This is a genomic window from Vagococcus coleopterorum (genome assembly GCF_011303955.1).
GTDB lineage: Bacteria > Bacillota > Bacilli > Lactobacillales > Vagococcaceae > Vagococcus_D > Vagococcus_D coleopterorum.
On sequence record NZ_CP049886.1, the window covers coordinates 370,732 to 395,240 of the forward strand.

The 24,509-nt window shown below is 36.4% G+C and carries 34 protein-coding genes and 1 pseudogene; 2 read left to right on the forward strand and 33 right to left on the reverse strand.

The window, feature by feature from the left end; all coding sequences use genetic code 11:
- Positions 1-33 precede the first annotated feature (33 nt).
- From ispE to G7081_RS01810, 6 genes are all read right to left on the reverse strand, one after another.
- Positions 34-888, reverse strand: coding sequence for a 4-(cytidine 5'-diphospho)-2-C-methyl-D-erythritol kinase (gene ispE, locus G7081_RS01785; protein WP_166008364.1), 855 nt, complete (start codon positions 886-888; stop codon positions 34-36).
- Between the two features lie 72 nt (positions 889-960).
- Complete coding sequence (locus G7081_RS01790) at positions 961-2,034, reverse strand: ABC transporter substrate-binding protein (RefSeq protein ID WP_166006881.1); 1,074 nt, start codon at positions 2,032-2,034, stop codon at positions 961-963.
- A gap of 1 nt (position 2,035) precedes the next feature.
- Positions 2,036-2,860, reverse strand: coding sequence for an ABC transporter permease (locus G7081_RS01795; protein WP_166006882.1), 825 nt, complete (start codon positions 2,858-2,860; stop codon positions 2,036-2,038).
- Positions 2,860-3,672, reverse strand: a complete 813-nt coding sequence (locus tag G7081_RS01800) for an ABC transporter permease (protein ID WP_166006884.1) — start codon at positions 3,670-3,672, stop codon at positions 2,860-2,862. Before G7081_RS01800 ends, G7081_RS01795 begins: the two co-directional genes overlap by 1 nt.
- An 11-nt stretch (positions 3,673-3,683) precedes the next feature.
- Complete coding sequence (locus tag G7081_RS01805; RefSeq protein WP_166006886.1) at positions 3,684-4,772, reverse strand: ABC transporter ATP-binding protein; 1,089 nt, start codon at positions 4,770-4,772, stop codon at positions 3,684-3,686.
- A 15-nt stretch (positions 4,773-4,787) separates the two neighbouring features.
- Complete coding sequence (locus G7081_RS01810) at positions 4,788-5,330, reverse strand: helix-turn-helix domain-containing protein (RefSeq protein WP_166006888.1); 543 nt, start codon at positions 5,328-5,330, stop codon at positions 4,788-4,790.
- A gap of 174 nt (positions 5,331-5,504) precedes the next feature.
- Between G7081_RS01810 and G7081_RS01815 the strand changes: the two genes are divergently transcribed.
- A complete protein-coding gene (locus G7081_RS01815; protein WP_166006891.1) occupies positions 5,505-6,512 on the forward strand; it encodes an acrylyl-CoA reductase family protein in 1,008 nt (335 codons plus the stop codon).
- Between the two features lie 86 nt (positions 6,513-6,598).
- Complete coding sequence (locus G7081_RS01820; protein ID WP_166006893.1) at positions 6,599-7,210, forward strand: ECF transporter S component; 612 nt, start codon at positions 6,599-6,601, stop codon at positions 7,208-7,210.
- A gap of 27 nt (positions 7,211-7,237) precedes the next feature.
- Here G7081_RS01820 and murB read toward each other — a convergent pair.
- The 27 genes and pseudogenes from murB to rplE all read right to left on the reverse strand — a co-directional run bounded on the left by murB (position 7,238) and on the right by rplE (position 24,502).
- Positions 7,238-8,136: pseudogene (gene murB, locus G7081_RS01825) on the reverse strand (UDP-N-acetylmuramate dehydrogenase).
- A gap of 103 nt (positions 8,137-8,239) precedes the next feature.
- A complete protein-coding gene (rbsU, locus tag G7081_RS01830; RefSeq protein ID WP_166006895.1) occupies positions 8,240-9,121 on the reverse strand; it encodes a ribose/proton symporter RbsU in 882 nt (293 codons plus the stop codon).
- 50 nt (positions 9,122-9,171) lie between these two features.
- Entirely contained in the window at positions 9,172-9,567 is a 396-nt protein-coding gene (gene rbsD, locus G7081_RS01835) for a D-ribose pyranase (protein WP_166006897.1), read from the reverse strand.
- Between the two features lie 19 nt (positions 9,568-9,586).
- Positions 9,587-10,495, reverse strand: a complete 909-nt coding sequence (gene rbsK / locus G7081_RS01840; RefSeq protein WP_166006899.1) for a ribokinase — start codon at positions 10,493-10,495, stop codon at positions 9,587-9,589.
- A gap of 108 nt (positions 10,496-10,603) precedes the next feature.
- Positions 10,604-11,599 carry a ribose utilization transcriptional repressor RbsR gene (gene rbsR, locus G7081_RS01845; protein ID WP_238786653.1) on the reverse strand — a complete coding sequence of 332 codons (996 nt, stop codon included), beginning with the start codon at positions 11,597-11,599 and terminating at the stop codon, positions 10,604-10,606.
- A gap of 113 nt (positions 11,600-11,712) precedes the next feature.
- Positions 11,713-12,105, reverse strand: coding sequence for a 30S ribosomal protein S9 (gene rpsI / locus G7081_RS01850; protein ID WP_166006901.1), 393 nt, complete (start codon positions 12,103-12,105; stop codon positions 11,713-11,715).
- Positions 12,106-12,118: 13 nt separating this feature from the next.
- Positions 12,119-12,547: a 50S ribosomal protein L13 gene (gene rplM / locus G7081_RS01855; RefSeq protein WP_338064556.1), complete on the reverse strand. Its 429-nt coding sequence runs from the start codon at positions 12,545-12,547 to the stop codon at positions 12,119-12,121.
- Positions 12,548-12,711: 164 nt separating this feature from the next.
- On the reverse strand, positions 12,712-13,455 hold the full coding sequence (gene truA, locus G7081_RS01860; protein WP_166006905.1) for a tRNA pseudouridine(38-40) synthase TruA: 744 nt from the start codon (positions 13,453-13,455) through the stop codon (positions 12,712-12,714).
- Positions 13,456-13,503: 48 nt separating this feature from the next.
- On the reverse strand, positions 13,504-14,301 hold the full coding sequence (locus G7081_RS01865) for an energy-coupling factor transporter transmembrane component T family protein (protein ID WP_166006907.1): 798 nt from the start codon (positions 14,299-14,301) through the stop codon (positions 13,504-13,506).
- A complete protein-coding gene (locus tag G7081_RS01870) occupies positions 14,295-15,170 on the reverse strand; it encodes an energy-coupling factor ABC transporter ATP-binding protein (RefSeq protein WP_166006909.1) in 876 nt (291 codons plus the stop codon). The genes G7081_RS01865 and G7081_RS01870 overlap by 7 nt, the downstream gene beginning before the upstream one ends.
- Positions 15,146-15,985, reverse strand: a complete 840-nt coding sequence (locus tag G7081_RS01875; RefSeq protein ID WP_166006911.1) for an energy-coupling factor ABC transporter ATP-binding protein — start codon at positions 15,983-15,985, stop codon at positions 15,146-15,148. Before G7081_RS01875 ends, G7081_RS01870 begins: the two co-directional genes overlap by 25 nt.
- 352 nt (positions 15,986-16,337) lie before the next feature.
- A complete protein-coding gene (gene rplQ / locus G7081_RS01880) occupies positions 16,338-16,718 on the reverse strand; it encodes a 50S ribosomal protein L17 (protein WP_166006913.1) in 381 nt (126 codons plus the stop codon).
- Between the two features lie 26 nt (positions 16,719-16,744).
- Positions 16,745-17,683, reverse strand: a complete 939-nt coding sequence (locus G7081_RS01885; protein WP_166006915.1) for a DNA-directed RNA polymerase subunit alpha — start codon at positions 17,681-17,683, stop codon at positions 16,745-16,747.
- Between the two features lie 80 nt (positions 17,684-17,763).
- Complete coding sequence (gene rpsK, locus G7081_RS01890) at positions 17,764-18,153, reverse strand: 30S ribosomal protein S11 (protein WP_166006918.1); 390 nt, start codon at positions 18,151-18,153, stop codon at positions 17,764-17,766.
- A 27-nt stretch (positions 18,154-18,180) separates the two neighbouring features.
- Positions 18,181-18,546 (reverse strand): 30S ribosomal protein S13, encoded by a 366-nt coding sequence (rpsM, locus tag G7081_RS01895; protein ID WP_166006920.1) that lies wholly within the window; start codon positions 18,544-18,546, stop codon positions 18,181-18,183.
- Positions 18,547-18,562: 16 nt separating this feature from the next.
- The gene (gene rpmJ / locus G7081_RS01900; protein ID WP_009488082.1) at positions 18,563-18,676 is read right to left on the reverse strand and encodes a 50S ribosomal protein L36; all 114 of its coding nucleotides are present in this window, start codon (positions 18,674-18,676) and stop codon (positions 18,563-18,565) included.
- Positions 18,677-18,708: 32 nt separating this feature from the next.
- Positions 18,709-18,927: a translation initiation factor IF-1 gene (gene infA / locus G7081_RS01905; protein ID WP_077275915.1), complete on the reverse strand. Its 219-nt coding sequence runs from the start codon at positions 18,925-18,927 to the stop codon at positions 18,709-18,711.
- 203 nt (positions 18,928-19,130) lie between these two features.
- Complete coding sequence (locus G7081_RS01910) at positions 19,131-19,781, reverse strand: adenylate kinase (RefSeq protein ID WP_166006922.1); 651 nt, start codon at positions 19,779-19,781, stop codon at positions 19,131-19,133.
- 38 nt (positions 19,782-19,819) lie between these two features.
- A complete protein-coding gene (gene secY, locus G7081_RS01915; RefSeq protein ID WP_166006924.1) occupies positions 19,820-21,124 on the reverse strand; it encodes a preprotein translocase subunit SecY in 1,305 nt (434 codons plus the stop codon).
- Positions 21,124-21,564: a 50S ribosomal protein L15 gene (gene rplO, locus G7081_RS01920; protein ID WP_166006926.1), complete on the reverse strand. Its 441-nt coding sequence runs from the start codon at positions 21,562-21,564 to the stop codon at positions 21,124-21,126. Before rplO ends, secY begins: the two co-directional genes overlap by 1 nt.
- Before the next feature lie 38 nt (positions 21,565-21,602).
- Positions 21,603-21,782 (reverse strand): 50S ribosomal protein L30, encoded by a 180-nt coding sequence (rpmD, locus tag G7081_RS01925; protein WP_166006928.1) that lies wholly within the window; start codon positions 21,780-21,782, stop codon positions 21,603-21,605.
- 13 nt (positions 21,783-21,795) lie between these two features.
- Positions 21,796-22,296, reverse strand: a complete 501-nt coding sequence (rpsE, locus tag G7081_RS01930; protein ID WP_166006931.1) for a 30S ribosomal protein S5 — start codon at positions 22,294-22,296, stop codon at positions 21,796-21,798.
- 20 nt (positions 22,297-22,316) lie between these two features.
- The gene (gene rplR, locus G7081_RS01935) at positions 22,317-22,670 is read right to left on the reverse strand and encodes a 50S ribosomal protein L18 (protein WP_166006933.1); all 354 of its coding nucleotides are present in this window, start codon (positions 22,668-22,670) and stop codon (positions 22,317-22,319) included.
- Between the two features lie 87 nt (positions 22,671-22,757).
- Positions 22,758-23,294, reverse strand: coding sequence for a 50S ribosomal protein L6 (rplF, locus tag G7081_RS01940; protein ID WP_166006935.1), 537 nt, complete (start codon positions 23,292-23,294; stop codon positions 22,758-22,760).
- 29 nt (positions 23,295-23,323) lie between these two features.
- Positions 23,324-23,722, reverse strand: coding sequence for a 30S ribosomal protein S8 (gene rpsH / locus G7081_RS01945; RefSeq protein WP_166006938.1), 399 nt, complete (start codon positions 23,720-23,722; stop codon positions 23,324-23,326).
- 33 nt (positions 23,723-23,755) lie between these two features.
- Entirely contained in the window at positions 23,756-23,941 is a 186-nt protein-coding gene (locus G7081_RS01950; protein ID WP_016184192.1) for a type Z 30S ribosomal protein S14, read from the reverse strand.
- Positions 23,942-23,959: 18 nt separating this feature from the next.
- The gene (gene rplE, locus G7081_RS01955; protein WP_238786666.1) at positions 23,960-24,502 is read right to left on the reverse strand and encodes a 50S ribosomal protein L5; all 543 of its coding nucleotides are present in this window, start codon (positions 24,500-24,502) and stop codon (positions 23,960-23,962) included.
- Positions 24,503-24,509 lie beyond the last annotated feature (7 nt).

The following is a 24,509-nucleotide window of genomic DNA, read 5'->3' on the forward strand; positions in this document are numbered from 1 at the left end:
AGTCAATAAAACTAAAAAAGTTAACCCATTAGGCTAACTTTTCAACGTTCTAACTAAATATACTTCGTCACAAAAACCCTTAACACCATTATAAACTCGTTGTGCTCTAGAGTGTTTATCACACAACGCAACTACTGTTGGGCCACTTCCACTCATTACTGCAGCATCTGCGCCGTAATCAAGCATTCTATTCTTAATCTGTGCCACAATCGGATATTTTTCACTAGTGGCTTTTTCCAAAGAATTCCCCATATGTTTAATCATTTCTTGGTAGTCGTTATTTTCGATACTACTTCGTAACAATTTAATGTCGGGATGACCTAGTTTAGCAATGTCTAATTCCGTAAAAATGGTCCATGTTGAAACACTGATAGGCGGTTTTACTATCACAACCCAACAAGGTGGAACATCAGACAAATCACATAATATTTCGCCACGACCTGTTGCTAATTTAGTTCCTCCTGCTACGCAATATGGCACATCCGAACCGATTTTAGCTCCTAGTTCTGCTAGCGTTTCTTGGGATAGTTGTAAATCCCAGAGCTTGTTTAATCCTCTTAGAGTTGCTGCCGCATCGCTACTTCCCCCAGCCATACCAGCTGCAACGGGAATGCGTTTGTCTATTCTAATATGTACGCCCATTTCAATATTATAAGTTTCTTTCACTAGCCTCGCAGCTTGATAGACATGATTTTTTTCATCTAGAGGGAGAAAACTACAATCGGTTTCCACTTTAATTTCACTAGTTGGTAATTCCGTCAGTGAAACTTTGTCAGCTAAATCAACACTTGCCATGATCATTTTTACTTCATGATAATTATCATCACGTTTATGCAAAATATCTAACCCTAGATTGATCTTGGCAGGTGCTTTTTCGATGATTTCCATTTCACTCACTCCTTATCTTTTTTATTATTATACCTTAATTGACTGGAAGCTTCAAAATTGTCAGACATCCAATTATTTTCTGTGCATCTTAAACTCTAAGAATAAATCATTGTACACACCTAAATATTTTGGTCCTAAATCCTCATAAACTTCTAGTTTATTAATCAGTTCATCCTTTGGATAAAACTGCTCATCCAATGTCATTTCTTTTGGTAGTAATTCCAAAGATTTTTTATTCGGTGTGGCATACCCAATGTACTCCGCATTGATTGCTGCATTCTCTGGTTCTAACATAAAATTGATAAATGCATATGACCCTTCAATGTTCTGTGCTGTTTTTGGAATAACAATGTTATCAAACCATAAGTTCGAACCTTCTTCTGGGATAACATAATGTAAATGTGAATTGTTTTCTAACATTTCTGCTGCTTCTCCAGAAAATGATACGGCAGCTGCACTTTCTTCATTTATCATATACATTTTAATTTCATCTGCCACAATCGCTTTCACGTTTGGGACTAAATCCATTAATTTTATTTTAGCGTTAATTAATTCTGTTTCATTTTTACTGTTCAAACTGTTCCCTACACTATTTAACGATAACCCCAAAACTTCACGGGCACCATCAATTAACATTAAATTATTTCTTAACTCCGGACGCCATAAATCATCCCAAGATGTCATGTTTTTTGAATCAATAAATTTATCATTATAAATTATTCCTAACGTTCCCCAAAAATAAGGAATAGAATAATTATTTTCTGGATCAAATTCTTGATTTAAAAATTGTTCCGAAATATTTTCAAGTCCGATTAATTTATTTTTATCAATCGGTAATAACAATTTTTCTTTCATCATTTTTTGAATCATGTACTCACTAGGAATAGCGATGTCGTAGCCCGTACCACCTTGTTGAATTTTTGTAAACATGGCTTCATTAGAATCAAATGTTTCATACCGAACTTTATAACCTGTTTGATCTTCAAACTTAGTAATTAAAGATGGATCGATATAATCTCCCCAGTTATAGACTGTCAAAATATTATTAGCTGTATAACCTTGTGACTTTTCCAATGCTTGATTACCAAAAAATAAAATAAGAATAATAAATAAAATCCCAATGACTAAACTTCTTAACTTATTCATGCTAACTCAACCCCTTTCCAACTGGTCGTTGAGTTTGTTTGCCTTTTTTACTATGTGACTCTTTTGTAATAAAATAATAACCTGCTACTAATAAGATTGAGAATAAAAACAATAGGGCGCTTAAGGCATTTATCTCTAAACTAACACCCTGTCTAGCTCGAGAATATATTTCAACCGCCAACGTACTAAAGCCGTTACCTGTCACAAAGAACGTCACAGCAAAATCATCTAAGGAATACGTGAAGGCCATAAAATAACCTGCAATAATACCTGGTGTGATAAAAGGGAGAATAACTTTTCTAATCACTTGCCAACTACTAGCGCCTAAATCTTTAGCTGCATCAACCATTGAATGGTTCATCTCTTTCAGCTTGGGCAAAACCATTAAAACAACAATCGGAATACTGAAGGCAACATGTGATAATAGCACTGATAAAAATCCTAGTTTAAACCCTAAAAATGTAAAGAAAATCAAAAAACTAGCACCTATAATAACATCAGGTGAGACCATCAAAATATTGTTAAAGCTTAATAGCGCATTACGTTTTTTTCGTTGCTTTGTATAGTAAATCATCATAGCTCCAAATGTACCAATCACTGTCGCGATCAGCGCAGATAAAAAAGCTAATAAGAATGTATTTAGTACTATCCCGATTAAACGTCGATCCGAAAAAACATTTAGATAATGTTCAAAAGTCACACCTGTAAATTCTGTCATCGTACCACCTGCATTAAAAGAATAGAAAATTAAATAAAAAATCGGGAGATATAATAGCAAAAATACAAATGCCAAATAGACATTTGACCATTTAAACTTTTTTGTCATTATTTATTACCTCCTGTTTTTTTCTTTCTTTCACCAGTTATTAACATAATTACTAACATGGCTACAATCAGAACTACACCAATTGTTGAACCCATTCCCCAATTCTGAGTCACCATAAAATGCTCTTCTATCGCTGTTCCTAATGTAATGACACGGTTTCCACCAATTAAACGAGTCAACATAAATAAACTTAATGATGGAATAAATACTGCTTGAACCCCGCTTTTAACACCATTCATAGATAAAGGAAATATCACTCTTCTAAACGTTTCCCAACTACTTGCTCCTAAATCTCGACTGGCACTTATTAAAGAAGGATTTAATTCTTCAAGCGTATTAAAAATTGGCATTATCATAAAAGGAATCTCAATATATGCTGCTACAAAAATAAAACTAAAATCCGTAAATAAAATTTGTTGCGAGCCTAATCCTGTCATTTCTAAAAATTGATTAATGCTACCATGAGCACTGAAAATACCGATAAATGCGTATGCTTTTAATAGTAAGTTAACCCAGGTTGGTAAAATAATCAGCATCAACCAAAGTTGTTTGTGTTTAGTACGAACTAAAAAGTAAGCAGTCGGATAACTAATAAATAAGACAACTAGCGTAATTAAAAAAGCATACCAGACTGAGTTAAACGTCATTGCCAAATAAGTTGTTGACGAAAAATACTCTTTATAGTTAACAAGACTAAAATTACCATCAATCCCTTTAAACGACTGATAAATAATTAATAACACAGGTGTTACAACAAATAAAACCAACCATAGTATGTACGGGATAGAATATAACCGTTTTGTATTTGTCATCGTACTCCTCCTTACTCTTCGTCGTAACTTTCTAGTCTTGCATCAAATTCTTCTTCCGTTTCGTTGAAACGCATAACATGAATGTCTTCCGGTTCAAAAGAAAGCCCCACTCTTGAGCCTTCTTTCGCTTTTCTTGTAGAATGGACCACCCATTCATTGCCATCATCATCATGTCCCACAATTTCGTAGTGAACTCCTCTAAATAACTGACTGTCCACCTTAACTTGCAGCTTACCATTTTCAACAGTTGTTAATGATAAATCTTCAGGGCGAATCATCACTTCGACTGATTCATTTGATTTCATTCCACCATCAACACACTCGAAACTCTTGCCAACAAATTCTACGCAGTTATCCTCAATCATATTTCCAGGAACAATATTACTTTCGCCAATGAAATCCGCCACAAATCGATTAATTGGTTCATCATAAATATCAACTGGAGTTCCACTTTGAATGATTTTCCCTTTTCTTAGCACAAATATCTCATCACTCATAGCGAGCGCCTCTTCTTGATCGTGTGTCACAAAAATAAATGTAATGCCTAAACGCTTTTGTAATTCTCTTAATTCGTATTGCATATCTGTCCTTAACTTCAAATCTAAGGCAGACAGTGGTTCATCCAAAAGCAATACCTCTGGCTCATTAACAAGCGCACGCGCAATTGCAACTCTTTGACGTTGGCCACCTGACATTTCACTGATTTCACGATTACCAAAGCCGTCTAATTGAACCATTTTCAAAACTTCTTTTACCTTTTCTTCTATGATTGTTTGAGAAACTTTTTTAATTCTCAAACCAAAAGCAATATTTTCAAAAACATTCATATGGGGAAATAAGGCATAGTCTTGAAATACCGTGTTTACTTTTCGCTTATTTGCTGGAATATCATTCACTCGTTTTCCTTCAAGTAAAATTTCACCTTGACTAGCTTCGTCAAACCCGGCAATCAATCGTAAAATAGTTGTTTTTCCACAACCTGATGGGCCTAGTAATGTGTAAAATTTACCTTGCTCAATATCAAAACTGACGTTATTTAAGACCACCGTCTCATCATAATTTTTCTTAACTTTTTTAAATGTAATAATCGGTTCCTTCATTAAATTCGCACCTCACTATAAGTATGATTCTGTTACAACAATTAAAATATCACTGCGACCATTTGCTGTGTTTTTAATTTTATGATTGGCAACTGCCTTAAAGTATAAGCTCTCACCTGAACCTACAGCATACTTTTCTGTACCTAATTCCAGGGACACACTGCCTGATAAAATATAAACAAAAGTTTCAGCTTCAGATGGATCAAATTCCTTATATTCTCCTTGCTTGTCTAAGCTTAATAAAATAGGCTCCATTTCCTTTTCGTTGGACTCAGAAATTAGCCAGTTCACTTGATACCCCATCTCTTCATCACAATAAATTGTTTGTTCTTCTTTTGTATAAACAACCTTTTGCTCATCACTCTGTCCTTTGAAAAAGGCAGCTGGTGTTGTACCCAGCACTTCTAAAATATTAAAAAAAGTATCCATTGCCGGCGAGCTAAAATCATGTTCCAATTGACTGATGTAGCCTTTACTTAAATCTGTTCGTTCCGCCAATTCTTCCTGTGTTAGATTTTTTTGAATTCTTAAGTTTCTTATCTTACTACCAATACTCATTAAACCAGCCCTTCCTCTTGTTTGATATTACTAAACAAATTGTTTACTAGTTAATTCAGTATACTAATTTCCTTCTTATAATTCAATCATAATTAGCAATAACAATCGCTTTTGTCACAAAAATTACTTATACTAAAGTTAGTCAATGTTTTATCATTTTGAGGAGGGAATAGAATGAAAGAATTTAACGCCTTAATGCTCGATTATAATGAAAAAGAACTAATTGAACCAAAAATCAAACGTATCACTAAAGATCAATTATCCGATGGAGATGTCCTAATTAAAGTTGCCTATTCAAGCATCAACTATAAAGATGCTCTCGCAACCAATCCTAAATCAGGGGTTGTTCGTTCATACCCAATTATCCCTGGGATTGATTTAAGTGGAATAATTGTCGAGTCAGGAGATTCACAATTTAAAATTGGCCAAGAAGTACTTGTTACAGGTTACAAAACTGGGGTCGCACATAGTGGCGGCTTTAGTGAATATGCTCAAGTTCCTAATGAATGGATTGTTCCCATTCCAGGAGGGATGTCATTAAAAGACGTCATGACGTTAGGGACAGCAGGTCTAACAGCGGCTTTAGCTGTGAACGCCATCGAACGACAAGGACTTCGTCAAAAAAATGATGCTAGTATTCTAGTAACGGGTGCATCTGGTGGTGTCGGAAGTATTGCTATCAGTATTCTTAAAACGTTAGGATACAACAATATAACCGCTTTAACACGTAAAAAAGAAACAGCGAAAGATTTTTTCAACTCACTTGGTTTAACGAAAGTACTTTCTCCTGAAGAGTTCACCCCTGATAAAATCAAACCTTTAATGGCTCAAAATTTCGATTACGTCATTGATACTGTTGGTGGCAAACAACTAGAGGCCATTATCCCACAAATTAGTTACGATGGTAGCATTGCACTATGCGGTAATGCTGGTGGGATTAAATTCGAAACAACCGTCTTACCACATATTCTTAGAGGCGTGAGTATTTTAGGAATTGATTCTGTTAACATTTCTTTTGAAAAACGATTGTACATTTGGAATCGCTTAGCCACAGATATGCACCCTGATAATTTAGAATGCATTATTTCCGACACCGTTAGCCTGTCAGATTTAGTACCTGCTTTCAATAAACTATTGCAAGGTGAAATGACTGGGCGTTACTTAGTAAACGTTACTAAGTAAGAATGCATTGACAGCATTGTCTCACTTGACTTTAAAGGAGTAACTCCTTTAAAATTATAACAATACGTTATTTTGAAGGAGCACTTATGAAAAACAAAAATAGAAAAAGAAATACTTATCAATTAACCATTCGAGCAATTTTAACGGCGATTATTATTGTCCAGGGCATGATTCCTTTCATGGGATACATCCCATTGGGGGTTGTGAATATCACAATCATTCATATTACTGTGATTATCGCAGCGATTACATTAGGGCCTAAAGATGGCATGTTCATCGGTTTAGTCTGGGGCCTGATCACCTTAATTAGAGCTTGGACAATGCCGACAATGCCATTAGATTCGTTAGTTTTCACCAATCCTATCATTTCTGTTTTACCAAGAATTGCCGTCGGAGCTGTCGCAGGTTATTTATTCATTACTATTTACAAAAAAACTGGTAAACAAAATATTGCAACTGTCACTGCGGCAACGGCCGCAACTATTACAAATACTGTTTTAGTATTAGGTTTGATGGGCTTACTTTACAGCGGACCAGTTGCCTCGGCATTTGAAACAAATACCGATGGCTTATTTAAATTTTTAGCAGCCTTAGCATTTACAAATGGTATTCCTGAATTAATTGCAGCGATTATTATCACTCCGCTAATTGTTAATGCCATCTTTAAAGCTACAAGTTTATCACCTGATCATAAATAAAAAGAGAAGCGCTGAGCGCTTCTCTTTTTATTTTCTGCCAATTATTCTAACTTCCGTTTCTAAACTCACATCAAATTTTTCTTTAATCACATCTTGAATATGTGCAATTAATTGAACATAGTCTGTTGCCGTAGCATTGTCTACATTGACAATAAACCCAGCATGTTTTTCTGAAACCTGCGCTCCACCTAATTGATAACCTTGCAGTCCGGCATCTTGGATTAACTTACCAGTGAAGTGCCCTTCTGGCCTCTTAAAAACACTGCCACAAGATGGATATTCCAACGGTTGCTTACTTTCACGTAAGTCTGTTAACTCAAGCATTTTCTCATTAATAACAGCCTTATCACCATTTTCCAAGGCAAAAACAACTGATAAAATAATACTTGGTTCATCTTGAAAAATACTATGACGGTAAGAGAACTTTAATTCCTCATTCGTTAAGGTTTTAACTTCACCTGTTTGGGTAATGTAATCAACTGTTTTTACAACATCCGCAACTTCTCCACCATAGGCCCCAGCATTCATATACATTGCCCCCCAATACTGCCAGGAATACCACAAGCGAACTCTAACCCCGTTAAACCTGCCTCTAGTGCAACACGAGCCGTATCGATTAGTTTGGCACCCGCTTCAACATGAAGCTCTGTGCCAACCACTTCACATGCTGACATATCCGTTAATATCATAACTAACCCTTCGATACCTAGATCACTAACAATTAGATTACTTGCATTCCCAAGAATTGTCATCTGAATATTATTAACAGTACAATATTCTGACACTTCTTTAACTTCTGAAACCGTCTTTGGAAATGCTAACACATCCGCCGGTCCACCAGTTTCCGTATATGTATACTTCGCAAGTGGCTCATTAAATTTTAGATTAATCGCTTTTAAATCATTTTTTATTTTTGTAATAGTCATAAGTTAGGTTCCTTTCAATTGAAACATCTCGTTTATTTTATCACGAGATGCATTCTCTTTCCAGTCAATAAAAAAGTCTAGCCCAGATGGCTAGACTTTTAGTTTATATTAAGACAGTTACTGTCGCTGCGACAATAATTAATACTAACCCTAACACTGTAACACGCATTTCTTTTGTTGTTTTCTTTTGTCCCAAGAACCAGATACCTGTTAATGTTGCCAAAATAACTGAAGTTTGAGATAAAATAAATCCTGTCGCTAATCCATTCATGTTCGGTTGTGCAGAAATTAAATATGTTAATGCTGCAAAAGCAAAGAAGAAACCAGAGAAAATATGTTTATATGTCACCACTTCTGAAAAGGCTGACTTTTCTTTCCCTGATAAAACAACTGCATAAACAACTGCTACCAGCAACATACCAATTGCCTGCGGTAGAAAGGCTTGCATACCATCTAAATTAGTTGCTTGTGGCGCTGCTGAGTATGCCCAATAACCAATTTCACCAATAGCTAAGTAAATAATCGCTTTTTTTAATAAACTTGAATTTTCTTGATTTTTTTCTTCTGACCAAACGGTTAATGCCGCCCCAATAACGATTAAAACTAATGCAAGACTTCCTAGAACCTTAGCCGTTACACCTGGCCAGTTACCTAGAGCAATAACACCCCATAATGATGCGCCTAACAGTTGGAAGGCAGTTGTAATCGGCATCGCACGAGATGATCCAATCATACCAAATGATTTGAACGTAATGATTTGAGCGGATGCCCAACCCACACCTGATAAAATTGCAAAAATTAAATCTTTACCACTCGCTAACTCAATTCCTTGAACAAAGGCAAATACAAGGGCAAAAATTAATGTTCCTAATGTCGATCCAAGTATTTGGTTAACTGGTCTTCCCCCGATTTTTGAAGCAATAGTTGGATACAACCCCCAACCTAATAAAGGTCCTAATCCGATTAATAAAGCTGTAGCATTCATTTTACACACTCCTATTAATTTGTATTTTCATTTCAACAAACCTATTTTCTTTAAAAAACAACATTACTTTCTAAAACAACATTTGCATATGGTGTTACTTCGCCTGTTCTAATAAACGCATGACAATTATTTAAATCTCTCTTCATTTCTTCATGTGGATAAAAAATAATTTCTGTCGTTGGTAATGTTTCTTTAATTTCAGCTAAGATATTTGGGTTTGCTGTTTTAATTTCCTCCGCCAAAAAGATTCTTTGAACTTCAAGTTCTTCCAAGACATTTTTTAAAACATCCATAAACGTTGGTAATCCATGTGTCACAGCTAAATCAATTTTTTCAACAGACATTGGAACTGGCATGCCAGCATCACCAATACTTAATTTATCAAAATGACCCATTTGTGAAATAACTCGTGAGATATCTGAATTAATTACTTTAGTTTTTTTCATTTTAAAGCCCCCAATTAATTTATTTGTTTAGCTCGTTTAAATACGGAATTGATGGTTGGGCACCAAATCTTTGAACTGTTAATGATGACGCTTGATTACCAAAAAGAATCGCTTCTTCTAAATTACTAAAATCCGCTTTAAGAACACTACTTAAAGCACCAATAAACGTGTCTCCAGCTGCTGTTGTATCCACTGCTTCAACCTTAAAGGCAGGTACAATACCTGATTTAACACCATTGTCGAAAAATGCACCCTTACTGCCAACTGTAATGATAACTGCTTCAATACCTAATTCGTGAAGTGCCTTGGCAGCTTCTTTCATTGTTTCTTCATCAGTGACTTTAATGCCTGTGATAATTTCTGTTTCCGTTTCGTTGGGAATAATCATATCCGTTACCGCTAATAATTCTTGAGGAACATTTTCCAACGCAGGCGCAGGGTTTAAAATAGTTTTCACACCACAATCTCTTGCAATTTTAAACGCTTCAATAGTTGAATCCATATCACTTTCAAATTGAGCAATTAAAAAATCGCTTGCTTTAATAGTTTCTTTATACGCATTAACATGCGCTGGTGTAAATTCATTGTTTGCACCTGAATAAATCATAATACTATTTTCACCATGGCTATCAACAACGATAAAAGCTTGCCCCGTTGATTCACCTTCGATAACTGCAACGGCATCTGTGTTAACTTCTTCTTGATTTAATAACTCCATCATTACTGTACCTTCTTTATCATTACCAATCGCACCGATAAAGTTAGTTGTTGCTCCCAATCGTTTCGCTGCAACAGCTTGGTTGGCACCTTTTCCACCACCGGAAGTAAAGTGTTCAACTGCATGTAATGTTTCCCCAGGTTTTGGCATTTCATTGACACGAAGTGTTGTGTCTAGATTAACACTCCCAATTATTGTAACCGCATTCATTTTTATCCGCTCCATTTCCCTTTAATAATTATATTGGTAACACATTTAGTTAAATCGGTTTATTAAAACGGTTTAACTCTCTGACAAAAATATAGCACACCTTAAATATTAGTTCAAGGGTGCTGTCGAATCTTTTTTAATTAATTTGACTGGTAAGATAATATGTTCTGGATCTTTAGTTGGATTAGCGATTCTTGAAAGCAACATAGATGCCGTTCTTTCACCTAATTCTGTAATAGGCTGAGCAATAGTTGTTAATTTGGGTTTAATATAATTACCCATTGCAATATTATCATACCCAATTAAGCTATAGTCAGCAGGGACGCTTTTACCTAACTCTGACAATCCAGAACTAAGCCCTATTGCAAGCTCATCATTTATTGCAAAGATCGCTGTAGCAGCAGTTTTAACAACCTCTGCAGCCGCAATTCGACCACCTTCTGGAGATAAATCGGTGTAAATTATATCATTTTTACAATTTGGAAAAACTCGTAAAAAACCAGATATTCTATTTTGAATAGTTGCTGAAGGATTGACGGGTGCAACAATTACCACATCTCTATGACCTAACTCTTGTAGGTGTCGTCCGGCTAGCTCACCACCGCCATAACTATCAACAGAAATGGCATCACCGTTAGCGTAAACTGTTTCATGATCTAAAAGAACATATGGCTTACCTTCTTTATTAAGTTGAGCTGCCGCCTCTACTTTCGAAGTAGCCGAAGAAGCCACAACAAAACCATCCACTTCTCTTCTTCCAAACTCTTCAATATGTTTCTTTTCCTTTTCTGCTTCAAAACCAACATTACTTAAAATTGTAATATAACCATTTTTATATAAAACATCCTCTATACCACTTACTAAGGTCGAAAAGAATGGATTACTAATATCAGGTACTAAAACGCCAATCATTTGGCTACTTTTTTTAGTCATTTTTTGAGCAAAATAATTCGGTGTATAATTCAACGATTCTTTTGCAGCAATGATTCGGGCAACGGTATCTTTATGAAAACTATTAGCATTGCCATTTAGAACTTGAGATACTGAAGCTGTTGAAACGCCTGCTAACTTTGCCACATCTTTAATGGTTGTTTTCTTACTCATTAACCTGCACATCCCCTTCAAATATTCTTTATTCATTGTAACATACGTCGGAATTGTGTCTATAAAAAAACACCCTCCAGATGGAGAGTGTTGGTATATTCTGTATATACGAATTAACGTTTTGAGAATTGTGAAGCTTTACGGGCTTTTTTAAGACCTGGTTTTTTACGTTCAACCATACGTGAGTCACGAGTAAGAAGACCAGCTGATTTCAATGGAGCACGGAAATCTGGATCAACGTTTAATAACGCACGAGCGATACCATGACGAGTAGCGCCTGATTGACCTGAATATCCACCACCGTGAACATTTACGAATACGTCATACGCACCTTCAGTTGCTGTAGCAGCAAATGGTTGGTTGATAACTGCACGTAAGTCAGCATGTGGAATATATTCTTCGATTGCTTTATCATTCATAACGATTTTACCTGTACCTGGCATTAAACGAACGCGAGCTACAGAATTTTTACGACGGCCTGTGCCGATATATTGTACTTTAGCCAATGATTTTTCCTCCTTAAATTAGGTTAGTAATATCTAAAACTTCTGGTTGTTGTGCTTGGTGAGAATGCTCTTCTCCGCCGTACACGTGTAATTTAGATAATTGTTTACGTCCTAAAGTATTTTTAGGAAGCATGCCTTTAATTGATGTTTCAATTAAACGACGAGAGTTTTTATCACGTAATTCACCAGCAGAAACTGATTTTAAACCACCTGGGTACATGCTGTGACGGTAGTACATTTTGTCTTTAGCTTTGTTACCTGTTAATTTAACTTTGTCTGCATTGATTACGATTACGAAATCGCCTGTATCCACATGAGGTGTGAATGTTGGTTTATTTTTACCACGTAGAATAGATGCTACTACTGCAGATAAACGTCCCATTGGGATGTCTGTAGCGTCCACTACGTACCATTTACGTTCTACTTCGCCAGTTTTGGCCATATATGTTGTACGCACTTTTGTTTCCTCCAATTTATAAGTCTGTTTTTGTTTGACGCGATAAGTTTCCGGGGCTCATCGTGGGGCAAACAATACCATCTATCATGATATAGTTAAATCACTGCGATGTCAATGCTTTCCGGAAATAAATATCATTTTTATTTTCATTATTCATATCGAACTTCCATCAGATATAGCCCCTCTGGATGGGCTGTTGGTCCTGCTAAATTGCGATCTTTTGTTTCCAATATTTTCGAAATATTCTCTACTTCCATCCGATCATTCCCGATTTTCAATAACGTCCCAACCATAATACGCACCATCTTATATAAAAAACCATTACCAGAAAAACTAAATCTCAATCGACCTGGTTCGATTTCTTCTACATCTGCTTGATAAACTGTGCGGACTTTATCTTCTATTTCAGTTCCAGTTGCGCAAAAACCTGAGAAATCATGTGTCCCCAATAATAGTTTTGCAGCCTCTTGCATTTTTTTAATATCTAAATCATAGGGAAAGAATGCCGCATAATATCTCGTAAAAGGGCTACGAGGACGTTTTGTGTCAACATAAAAATGATAGGTCTTCCCCTTCGCCAGGTAACGAGCATGAAATTCATCATCTACCATTTCAACTGATTTCACCGCAATATCTGCTGGCGACTGGGTATCAAAAGCGTGGCGTAATTTTTCTTCATCACGCTCATTCGGCATATCAAAATGAATGACTTGCCCTTCAGCATGGACACCAGAATCTGTTCTTCCAGAACCCTGAATTGGGACATGAATGCCATTATTAAATTTTGTTAAGGTCTTTTCAAGTTCGGATTGGACTGTCTTTCCATTTTCTTGTGTCTGAAATCCACAATAATTTGTTCCGTCATATGCTATGACTGCTTTATATCTTGCCATGTTGATGTCTCCTTATAAAAAAGCATCTTCTATAGAAGATGCTTTGAATTAATAACGTAAAAATACCAAACCAATTGTTAATAATGCAAACGCAATGATAACCATATTATCTTTCATTCGCCACTGTAGTTTACGGTATTTTGTACGACCTTCTCCACCTTGATAACCACGAGCTTCCATGGCAACAGCTAAATCTTCAGCGCGGTTAAAGCTACTTACAAACAGCGGAATCAACAATGGAACAATCGCTTTCATGCGTTGTGCTAAATTACCTTCACTAAAGTCAACACCACGAGCACGTTGTGCATTCATAATTTTTTCTGTCTCATCCATTAGTGTGGGAACAAAGCGTAAGGCAATTGAAAGCATTAACGATACTTCGTGTGCCGGAAACTTAATTACTTTAAGCGGTCTTAGCAAGTACTCAATTGCATCTGATAAAGCTAAGGGAGCAGTCGTTAACGTCAGTAATGTCGACATGAAAATAATTAAGACAAAACGACAAAAAATATACGCTCCATTCATTAACCCAAATTGGGTAATTGAAATAACACCCCACTCAAAATAAGTTGTTCCGCCCTTAGTAAAGAGCACTTGGAGAATAACCGTGAATAAAATCAACCATATAAGGGGCTTAACTCCTCTTATGAAGAACTTCAAACTAATTCCTGATAGCTTAATGACAACAAGTGTAAAGGCAAAGGCAAGTAAATACGATTGCCAATTATTACATAAGAAAATTAATCCTATGAAATAAAAACTTGCTAAAAGTTTTGCCCGAGGATCTAAGTTATGAATAACTGATTGACCGGGAATATAGCGTCCAAATATTAATTTTTCTAACATGACGCGTCACCCGCCTTCTTAACAGATAATTTTGCGAGTTCTGCTGCTAATTCCTTTGATGTCAATGGTAACTCATCAAATTGTAAACCTTTATCAATAAGTTTCAATGCAAACTCACTCGCAGTAGGAACACCCAGTTGTTTTTCTTTTAACCACTGAACATCATCAAAAACGTCCTTAGGTGATCCGGATTTAACGACTGTTCCTTTTTCAAGCACAACAACATTATCAGCATAATTTACAACATCATCCATGACATGTGTTACGAGAACAATTGTAATGCCTTTTTCTTTATTTAATCGTTCAAACATTTCCAACATTTCCAAACGCCCTTGCGGATCCAATCCAGCAGTTGGTTCGTCAAGTACTAAAACACTTGGTTTCATCGCTAATACACCAGCAATTGCAACACGACGCATTTGACCACCTGATAAATCGAATGGTGAGATTTCCATATAACTCTCATCTAATCCGACCATTTCAAGTGATTCTTTTACTAAATCACCCAATTCTTCATCAGTAGCACCAAAATTTTTAGGACCAAAAGCAATATCTTTAGCAATTGTTTCTTCAAACAATTGTGCTTCTGGGAATTGAAAAACTATTCCTACTTCCTGTCTAATGCTTTTTAAATTTTTATTGTCAGACTCCTTGTTAATCACACGGTCACCAATTATAGCTTGACCTTCTGTCGGTTTTAACAATGCATTTAAATGCTGTAACAATGTCGATTTACCACTTCCTGTGTGACCAATAATTGCAGTATAGGCACCATCTTGGATTGTTAGATCAACATTTTTTAATGCTCTATGCTCAAAGGGGCTATTTGGTTGGTAGACAAATCCTACTTGTTTAAATTCAATTTGCATAACCAATCAACCATCCCTTCTTCAGACAAGTACTCATCAGGTACTGACACTTCTAAACGACTTAATTCCTTTTTTAATTTTTCAGGAAATGGGACATCCAATCCCATATTAACTAATTCTTCACCCGCAGAGAAAATATCATCTGCATCACCCTCATCAATTAATTCCCCTTGTTTAATGACAAAAATACGATCCGCATGGGCCGCTTCATCAATATCATGGGTAATCGAAATGACTGTTAAATCTTTTTCTGATTTAATTTCCTTGATTGCAGATATTACCTCAAAACGCCCTTTTGGGTCAAGCATACTTGTAGCTTCATCCAAAATAATGACATCAGGACTTAGCGCAACTACTCCAGCAATTGCAACACGTTGTTTCTGTCCACCAGATAAACGTGCCGGTTCTTTGGTTTTAAACTCTGTCATGCGAACTTTTTCTAAAGCATTTTCAACACGAGTGAGCATTTCATCTCGTGGAACTCCTTGATTTTCAAGAGCAAACGCCACATCATCTTCTACTGTTGAACCAACAAATTGATTGTCAGGATTTTGAAAAACCATGCCGACTTTTTTACGAATTTCCCACACATTTTCTTCTGTCATATCTAACCCACACACTTTTAAACTGCCACTATCGGGCAAAATTAGCCCATTTATCGTCTTAGCCAGTGTCGATTTACCAGAACCATTATGACCAATAATCGCGACCCATTCACCCTCATTGATAGAAAAAGAAATATCATTTAATGCATATTTATCTGAATCATCATCATATTTAAATTTCAAATTATTTAGTTCAATTATTGGTTTCATAATAGTTTCCTCTCATGGCTTCTTTTTGATTAAAAAAATAAAGCTAACAGATGATTGTTAGCTTTTACTTGGGCTAATCATACATTTCTAAATATAAGATTAACAAATATTAGGCTGAGTGACAACAATTCAAATCTGCCAACAACACTTTTTTATGATTCATTCCTTAGTTGCTTCTTTTAAAATACTTTTATCTAACTATGAATATCATAGACAGATAAAAATATTTTATGATGAGTGCATACTCTCTGGTAAAACTACCAGAGAGTTGCAACGAGCTAGACTCGGAGGAAATCCCCCAACATCATAACACTCTAAATGAATCATCTAGAAAGTGATAGTTATTAAATGACTATACTAATTCTAAAACTACCATTTGCGCAGCATCGCCACGACGAGGTTCAGTTTTTAAAATACGTGTATAACCACCATTACGTTCTGCGTAACGAGGTGCGATATCACTGAATAATTTTTGTAATGCAGTTTCAACCACAACACCTTCATTTTCTTCACGTACATCAGCAACTTCGTTTCTTACGAAAGCAGCAGCTTGACGACGAGCATGAAGATCTCCACGTTTACCTAATGTAATCATTTTTTCAGCAGTTGAACGTACTTCTTTAGCGCGAGCTTCAGTTGTTACGATTCTTTCGTTGATGATTAAATCAGTTGTTAAATCACGCAACATAGCTTTACGTTGGCTGCTTGTGCGTCCTAATTTACGGTAACCCATGTGTTTCCCTCCTTTTTAAGAAAGTATTAGTCGTCCTGACGTAATCCTAATCCTAAATCATGAAGTTTAATTTTAACTTCTTCTAAAGATTTACGACCTAAGTTACGGACTTTAATCATTTCTGGTTCAGATTTATCAGTTAATTCTTGAACGGTATTAATACCGGCACGTTTCAGACAGTTGTATGAACGTACTGACAAGTCTAACTCTTCAATGGTCATTTCCAACATTTTTTCTTTCTGAGTTTCTTCTTTTTCAACCATGATTTCAGCATTTTTAGCTTCATCAGTTAAGTTTACAAAGATATCTAAATGCTCAGTCAGAATTTTAGCAGCTAAACTAATAGCTTCTTGTGGCATGATTGATCCATCAGTCCAAACATCTAATGACAGTTTATCAAAATCATCTCTACGTCCAACACGAGTGTTTTCTACTTGGTAGTTCACACGACGAATTGGTGTATAAATTGAATCAACTGGTAAAACACCAATTGGCATATCTTCAGTTTTATTCTCATCTGCTTGTACATAACCACGACCTGGTTTAACAGTCAGACGAGCACGGAAAGTAGCCCCTTCAGCAACTGTACAAATGTGTAAATCTTTATTTAAGATTTCAACATCGCTATCAGTGATAATATCACCTGCAGTTACATTAGCTGGTCCAGTAACATCAATTTCTAATGTTTTTTCTTCTTCAGCATAAAGCTTTAAGGCTAAACCTTTAATGTTTAAAATGATTTGAGTCACATCTTCTCTCACACCTGTTACAGTTGAGAACTCATGTAAAACACCATCAATTTGTAACGTTGTAATGGCTGCACCTGGTAAAGAAGATAATAAGATACGACGAAGTGAGTTACCCAAAGTTGTACCGTAACCTCTTTCTAGTGGTTCAATAACGAACTTTCCATAATCACGATCTTCATCAATTTTAGTAATTCTTGGTTTTTCAAATTCAATCATTCTTCTCTATACCCCCTTCAAACTGAAAGTGTCTTGTTCAATGACGTTATTAAGTTCGCACTTAAAATGAAAGACGCTCATTAAACACGACGGCGTTTTGGAGGGCGGCATCCATTATGCGGAACTGGAGTGACGTCACGAATTGCTGTCACTTCTAATCCTGTTGCTTGTAATGAACGAATTGCTGCTTCACGTCCTGAACCAGGTCCTTTAACTGTAACATCTACAGTTTTTAAACCATGTTCCATTGCAACTTTAGTTGCTGCTTCTGCTGCCATTTGAGCTGCAAAAGGTGTTGATTTTTTACTACCTCTGAATCCTAATGATCCAGCTGATGACCAAGAAATAGCATTTCCATGAACATCGGTAATCATTACGATTGTATTATTGAATGTTGAGTGGATATGTGCAATCCCAGATTCAATATTCTTTTTCACACGGCGTTTTCTGCTAACTTTTTTTGCTACCATGAAGATCTAACCTCCTTCACTTATGAATTATTTTTTCTTACCAGCGATTGAACGTGCTGGGCCTTTACGAGTACGAGCATTGTTCTTAGTATTTTGTCCACGTGTTGGTAAACCACGACGGTGACGGATACCACGGTATGAACCGATTTCCATTAAACGTTTAATGTTTAAGTTTGTTTCGCGACGTAAGTCACCTTCAACTTTTAATTTATCCACTTCTGCACGGATTTTATCTAATTGATCATTCGTTAGTTCACGAACGCGAATGTCTTCAGATACTCCTGCAGTCTCTAAGACTTTTTGCGCAGTTGTTTTTCCAATACCGAAAATATACGTTAATGAAATAACAATACGTTTGTCACGAGGGATATCTACTCCTGCAATACGAGCCATTTATACTACACCTCCATTATCCTTGACGTTGTTTATGTTTTGGATTTTCACAAATAACCATAACGCGTCCCTTACGACGAATTACTTTGCATTTTTCGCAAATTGGTTTTACTGATGGTCTTACTTTCATGATTATACCTCCTTGAATTTTACGGAGTACAACTATTTAAAGCGATAAGTAATGCGACCACGCGTTAAATCATACGGTGATAATTCAACAGTCACTTTATCTCCTGGAAGGATACGAATATAGTGCATTCTGATTTTACCAGATACATGCGCTAGAATTACGTGTCCGTTTTCCAATTCTACTTTAAACATTGCATTCGGCAAAGTTTCGACGACTGTACCTTCAATTTCAATCATTTCTTCTTTCGCCACAAATAGTACCTCCTTATACTTGTTTCGTGTTATTCACACGATCATAATCGTTGGGATTCATTGTCAACAATTAAAAACGCCTTAACCAATACATTATAGCATAGCAAGCTAGCTATTCAAAGGAAACTAACGATTTAAGCCTTACCTTTTGGTGATAAGTTTGACAAGTTAACAAGAATAGTTCGTTACTGTTCATGTTTCAATTAAATACTATCAATGATTGACTTAACGTCAGCAAAAACAGCATCAATTTCACGATTTCCATCGATTGTTTGTAGAAGTTTTTGATCTTCGTAGAATTCTAAGATTGGTTGGCTACCTGTAATGTTGACAGATAAACGATTCTTAACCGTCTCAGGTTTATCATCTTCACGTTGGTAGAAATCATGTCCTCCACAACGGTCACATGTACCTTCAACTTTAGGTTTGTTGTTCACTTTGTGATAAGTGGCACCACAATCTCGGCAAATGAATCGGCCAGCTAAGCGATCTACTAAGATATCCGCTTCTACATGAATATTGATGACAGCATCAATCTTCTTGTCTAAACTTTTAAGAATTTCTTCTAATGCATTTGTTTGATCAATTGTACGTGGGAAACCATCTAACAAGAAGCCAGATTTTGTATCTGGTTGTGCTAAACGTTCTTTCACAATACCATTGGTAACTTCGTCAGGAACTAACGCTCCCTTATCAATATAGGATTTTGCTTCCAATCCCATGGCGGTCTCGTTTTTCATTGCGTCTCTAAACATATCTCCAGTAGAAATATGCGGGATACCATAGGCATCGATGATACGCTCTGCTTGAGTTCCTTTACCAGCTCCTGGCAGCCCCATTATAACAAGATTCATAACGTTCTTCCTCCTAAAAAGTTCGAGTTATTTAACTCTTACTTGACGATAAATCCTTTATACTGACGCTTCATCAATAACCCTTCAAGTTGTTTAGTTGTTTCCAACGCAACACCAATTGCAATTAACAAGCTAGTTCCACCTAAACCGATAGACGGTGGCAGATGCCAGATGTTTTGTGCAATGATTGGCAAAATAGCCACTAATGCTAAGAAAATTGAACCAACTGTACTTAAACGAAGTAGCAAGTCAGAGATATATTTCTCTGTCCCTTTACCTGGTCTAACACTCGGAATATAACTTCCTTGTTTTTGTAAGTTTTCAGCAACTTTCTCTGGATTAACTTGAACAAACGCGTAAAAATACGTGAAGGCTACAATTAACACAGTATAGAGTATTCCACCTGGAATAGTAGAATAATCAAATAATTGAGATAACACTTTAAACCATGTTTGATCTCCTTTTGTGCTTGCAAATAAATGCATAATAGCACTTGGTGTTGAAATAAGTGAACTTGCAAAGATTACTGGAATAACACCAGCTGCATTTACTTTTAATGGTAAATAACTACTTTGTGGAGCACCAGCTACACGTTTTGTATATTGAATAGCAATTTTTCGTTCAGCTTGTTGGACATACGTCACAAACGTGATGATTAATAAAATCGCAATTACAAGTGATACAACGAATAGAATAGATTTCCATAATTCTCCAGATTTAATATTAATAAAATATGTTTCGATTATATTCTTGATACCGGACGGTAATCGCGAAATAATACCTGCAAAAATTATCATTGAAACACCGTTTCCGATGCCTTTATCTGTGATTTGTTCACCCATCCAAGTTACCAACATTGTCCCAGCTGTTAAAATAATCCCAATTGTTACGAAAGTCGTAGCATTTGGTTTTTCAACAAAATCTAAACCTGTTCCCGCAAAACGATTAAATCCAGCCGTGATAGCAATAGATTGGATAAATCCAAGTACTAAAGTTAAATAACGAGTTGCTTGATTTAGTTTACGACGACCAACTTCACCTTGTTTAGACCATTCAACAAAACGAGGTACAATATCCATCTGCAACAATTGAATAACAATTGAGGCCGTGATGTACGGAGAAACACCCATTGCGAACAGTGAGAAATTCTCCATAGCACTACCACTTACTGTATTCATCATTGTAAATAGAGGGTTTTTGCTTAATTCAGCAAGTGCTCCAGCATTTACACCTGGAACAGTAATATGCGCTCCGATTCGGAAAGCTAATAAAATGAATAGAGTGAAAAATATTTTCTTACGAATATCTTTAACCTTAAAACCATCTTTCAACAGTTTAAACATTAGATCACCTCGATTGAACCGCCAGCGGCTTCGATAGCCTCTTGAGCTGACTTAGAACATTTAGCAGCTTTCACTGTTAATTTCTTAGTTAACTCACCTTTAGCTAATACTTTAATACCAGATTTTTCGTTTTTGATGATACCTGATTCCACTAGCAATGCTGGTGTTACTTCAGTTCCATCTTCGAATCTGTTAAGAACATCTAAGTTTACTACGGCATATTCCTTACGGTTAATGTTAGTAAAACCACGTTTTGGTAAACGTTGGAATAATGGTGTTTGACCACCCTCGAATCCTAAACGTACGCCACCACCTGAACGAGATTTTTGACCTTTTTGTCCACGTCCTGCAGTTTTACCATTACCAGATGAAGTTCCGCGACCAACGCGATTGCGTACGTGTCTTGAACCTTCTGAAGGTTTTAACTCATGAAGTTTCATATTATTGGCACCTCCTCTTTTAGTAATCAATCAAATTATTAAACTTCTTCTACGTCCACTAAATGTGAAACAGTGTTGATCATACCTTTAATGGCAACATTATCAGTTTTCACAACAGAGCTGTTAGTTTTTTTCAAACCTAAAGCTTTAACTGTATCTTTTTGGTTTTGAGGACGTCCGATAACGCTACGTTTTAAAGTAATTTTTAACTCAGCCATTATTTTGTCCTCCTTATCCTAAAATTTCTTCTACAGTTTTACCACGTAATTCAGCCACATCTTCAACACGTTTTAGACGTGAAAGTCCTTCGACTGTTGCACGAATAACATTAATTGGTGTGTTTGAACCTAGTGATTTACTTGTTACATCAGCAACTCCAGCTAATTCTAATACGGCACGAACAGGGCCACCAGCGGCAACTCCGGCACCGGCTACAGCAGGTTTCATCATAATGCGTCCACCGCTATAAACTCCGATAACTTCGTGAGGGATAGTAGAACCAACCATCGGTACTTCGATTAAGTTTTTGTTAGCATCTTCAATTGCTTTACGGATGGCTTCTGGAACTTCTTGTGCTTTACCAGTACCAAATCCTACATGACCATTTCTGTCACCAACCACAACTAGAGCAGCAAAACGTAGACGACGTCCACCTTTAACAACTTTTGTTACACGGTTAATCGCAACAACGCGGTCTTCTAATTCCAAACCTTTTGGATCAATATAAACCATGAATGGTGTTCCTCCTTCTACTAAAATTCTAGTCCGTTTTCGCGTGCTGCTTCAGCTAGTGCTGCAACACGGCCATGGTATAAGTATCCACCACGGTCAAAAACAACTTTTTTAATACCTTTTTTGCTTCCAGCTTTAGCGATTGCTTCGCCGACAGCTTGAGCTGATTCAGTTTTTGTTCCTGAAATACCTTTATCCAAGGTTGAGGCACTTGCTAGCGTCACACCCGCTACGTCATCAATTAATTGTGCGTAGATGTTTTTGTTAGAACGGAAAACGTTCAAGCGTGGGCACTCAGCAGTACCAGAGATTTTACCACGTACGCGTGCATGTCTTTTTAAACGTACTTTATTCTTATCTGGTTTTGAAATCACAATTGTCACCTCTTTAATTTTATTTGTCTAAACTATGCTACTTGGAGGTCATAAGATCTAAATCCCAACCTCAAAGTCAGTAGTTTATTATTTACCTGTTTTACCTTCTTTACGGCGTACGTGTTCACCAACATAGCGAATACCTTTGCCTTTGTAAGGTTCTGGAGGGCGAACTCCACGGATGTTAGCAGCTAATTCGCCAACATGTTCTTTGTTTGCTCCTTTAACAATAACACTTGTGTTATTAGGAACTTCGATTGTAATGCCTTCTGGAGCGTTAAACTCTACTGGATGAGAATACCCAACGTTAAGAACAAGTTTTGATCCTTGTAATTGCGCACGGTACCCAACCCCGATAAGTTCTAAAGCTTTTTCAAAGCCTTCACTAACACCAATAACCATGTTGTTGAAGTTAGCACGCATCGTACCATGTAAGGCACGGTTTTCTTTATTATCATTTGGACGAGTAAATGTTACTTCGTTACCTTCAACATTCATTGCAATGTTACTTACGAAAGTACGAGTTAATTCACCCTTAGGTCCTTTAACTGTAATATCATTTCCTTTTTGGTCAACTGTTACACCAGCAGGGATGATTACAACTTTATTACCAATACGGCTCACTCAAGACACCTCCTTCAGATTTGTTTCAATTACCACACGTATGCGATAACTTCTCCACCAATGTTACGTTCTCTTGCTTCTTTATCAGTGATAACACCTTCAGATGTTGAAACGATAGCAATACCTAAACCATTTAAGACTTTTGGTACTTCATCAGCTTTAACATAAGCACGTAAACCAGGTTTTGAAATACGTTTTAAGTTAGTGATAACACGCTCTTCATTTTTACCGTATTTTAAGAAAACACGAATGATGCCTTGTTTATCATCTTCAATTGTTTCTACGTCGCGGATGAAACCTTCTCGTTTCAAGATTTCTGCGATATCAAGTTTGATTTTTGACGCAGGTACTTCTAACATTTCATGTTTAACCATGTTCGCATTACGAATGCGTGTTAGGAAGTCTGCAATTGGATCTGTCATGACCATTGAACTATTTACCTCCTTTATGCGGGTTTTTTGTTACCAGCTAGCTTTCTTCACGCCGGGAATTTGTCCTTTATAGGCAAGTTCGCGGAAGCAAATACGGCAAAGTTTAAATTTACGATAAACTGAATGTGGACGACCACAACGTTCACAACGCGTATATTCTTGTGTTGAGAATTTTGCTGGACGCTTGTTTTTAGCAATCATTGATTTTTTAGCCAAGTGATTCGCCTCCTTTTATTATTTTTGGAATGGCATTCCAAGTTGTGTTAATAATTCGCGAGACTCTTCGTCAGTGTTAGCTGTTGTAACGATAACGATGTCCATACCACGAACTTTGTCGATTAAATCGTAGTCAATTTCAGGGAAGATTAATTGTTCTTTAACCCCTAAAGTGTAGTTACCACGACCATCAAATGCTTTGTTGCTTACACCGTGGAAATCACGTACACGAGGTAGAGAAACTGTTACTAGTTTGTCTAAGAATTCAAACATTCTTTCGCCACGTAAAGTAACTTTACAACCGATAGGCATGTCTTCACGTAAACGGAAACCAGCGATAGATTTTCTAGCTTTTGTAATGATTGGTTTTTGACCAGAAATAATAGTCAATTCCTCAACGGCTTTATCTAAGTTTTTAACGTTTGTTACAGCTTCACCAACACCCATGTTGATAACAATTTTATCAATTTTTGGTGTTTGCATAACTGATGAATAGTTAAATTTTTCCATTAATGATGGAGTAATTTCTTTTACATATTTTTCTTTCAGGCGGTTCATTATGTAGGTC

Coding starts and splice junctions, on each gene's coding strand:
- rbsD (WP_166006897.1), bottom strand. CDS start 9,567: ATGAAAAAAACTAAAGTAATTAATTCAGATATCTCACGAGTTATTTCA.
- rbsR (WP_238786653.1), bottom strand. CDS start 11,599: ATGAGTAAGAAAACAACCATTAAAGATGTGGCAAAGTTAGCAGGCGTT.
- rbsU (WP_166006895.1), bottom strand. CDS start 9,121: ATGAATGCTACAGCTTTATTAATCGGATTAGGACCTTTATTAGGTTGG.
- G7081_RS01815 (WP_166006891.1), top strand. CDS start 5,505: ATGAAAGAATTTAACGCCTTAATGCTCGATTATAATGAAAAAGAACTA.
- G7081_RS01865 (WP_166006907.1), bottom strand. CDS start 14,301: ATGTTAGAAAAATTAATATTTGGACGCTATATTCCCGGTCAATCAGTT.
- G7081_RS01875 (WP_166006911.1), bottom strand. CDS start 15,985: ATGAAACCAATAATTGAACTAAATAATTTGAAATTTAAATATGATGAT.
- G7081_RS01800 (WP_166006884.1), bottom strand. CDS start 3,672: ATGACAAATACAAAACGGTTATATTCTATCCCGTACATACTATGGTTG.
- G7081_RS01820 (WP_166006893.1), top strand. CDS start 6,599: ATGAAAAACAAAAATAGAAAAAGAAATACTTATCAATTAACCATTCGA.
- G7081_RS01910 (WP_166006922.1), bottom strand. CDS start 19,781: ATGAATCTTGTTATAATGGGGCTGCCAGGAGCTGGTAAAGGAACTCAA.
- rplM (WP_338064556.1), bottom strand. CDS start 12,547: ATGGCCAAAACTGGCGAAGTAGAACGTAAATGGTACGTAGTGGACGCT.
- rpmD (WP_166006928.1), bottom strand. CDS start 21,782: ATGGCTGAGTTAAAAATTACTTTAAAACGTAGCGTTATCGGACGTCCT.
- rpsM (WP_166006920.1), bottom strand. CDS start 18,546: ATGGCTCGTATTGCAGGAGTAGATATCCCTCGTGACAAACGTATTGTT.
- G7081_RS01795 (WP_166006882.1), bottom strand. CDS start 2,860: ATGACAAAAAAGTTTAAATGGTCAAATGTCTATTTGGCATTTGTATTT.
- rpsE (WP_166006931.1), bottom strand. CDS start 22,296: ATGGTTTATATTGATCCAAAAGGTTTGGAATTAGAAGACCGCGTTGTT.
- G7081_RS01885 (WP_166006915.1), bottom strand. CDS start 17,683: ATGATTGAATTTGAAAAACCAAGAATTACTAAAATTGATGAAGATCGT.
- rpsK (WP_166006918.1), bottom strand. CDS start 18,153: ATGGTAGCAAAAAAAGTTAGCAGAAAACGCCGTGTGAAAAAGAATATT.
- rplQ (WP_166006913.1), bottom strand. CDS start 16,718: ATGGGTTACCGTAAATTAGGACGCACAAGCAGCCAACGTAAAGCTATG.
- rplO (WP_166006926.1), bottom strand. CDS start 21,564: ATGAAACTTCATGAGTTAAAACCTTCAGAAGGTTCAAGACACGTACGC.
- rpsH (WP_166006938.1), bottom strand. CDS start 23,722: ATGGTCATGACAGATCCAATTGCAGACTTCCTAACACGCATTCGTAAT.
- G7081_RS01810 (WP_166006888.1), bottom strand. CDS start 5,330: ATGAGTATTGGTAGTAAGATAAGAAACTTAAGAATTCAAAAAAATCTA.
- G7081_RS01790 (WP_166006881.1), bottom strand. CDS start 2,034: ATGAATAAGTTAAGAAGTTTAGTCATTGGGATTTTATTTATTATTCTT.
- secY (WP_166006924.1), bottom strand. CDS start 21,124: ATGTTTAAACTGTTGAAAGATGGTTTTAAGGTTAAAGATATTCGTAAG.
- truA (WP_166006905.1), bottom strand. CDS start 13,455: ATGGCAAGATATAAAGCAGTCATAGCATATGACGGAACAAATTATTGT.
- G7081_RS01805 (WP_166006886.1), bottom strand. CDS start 4,772: ATGAAGGAACCGATTATTACATTTAAAAAAGTTAAGAAAAATTATGAT.
- G7081_RS01870 (WP_166006909.1), bottom strand. CDS start 15,170: ATGCAAATTGAATTTAAACAAGTAGGATTTGTCTACCAACCAAATAGC.
- rpmJ (WP_009488082.1), bottom strand. CDS start 18,676: ATGAAAGTAAGACCATCAGTAAAACCAATTTGCGAAAAATGCAAAGTA.
- ispE (WP_166008364.1), bottom strand. CDS start 888: ATGGAAATCATCGAAAAAGCACCTGCCAAGATCAATCTAGGGTTAGAT.
- rbsK (WP_166006899.1), bottom strand. CDS start 10,495: ATGAATGCGGTTACAATAATTGGGAGTGTTAATCTAGACACAACACTT.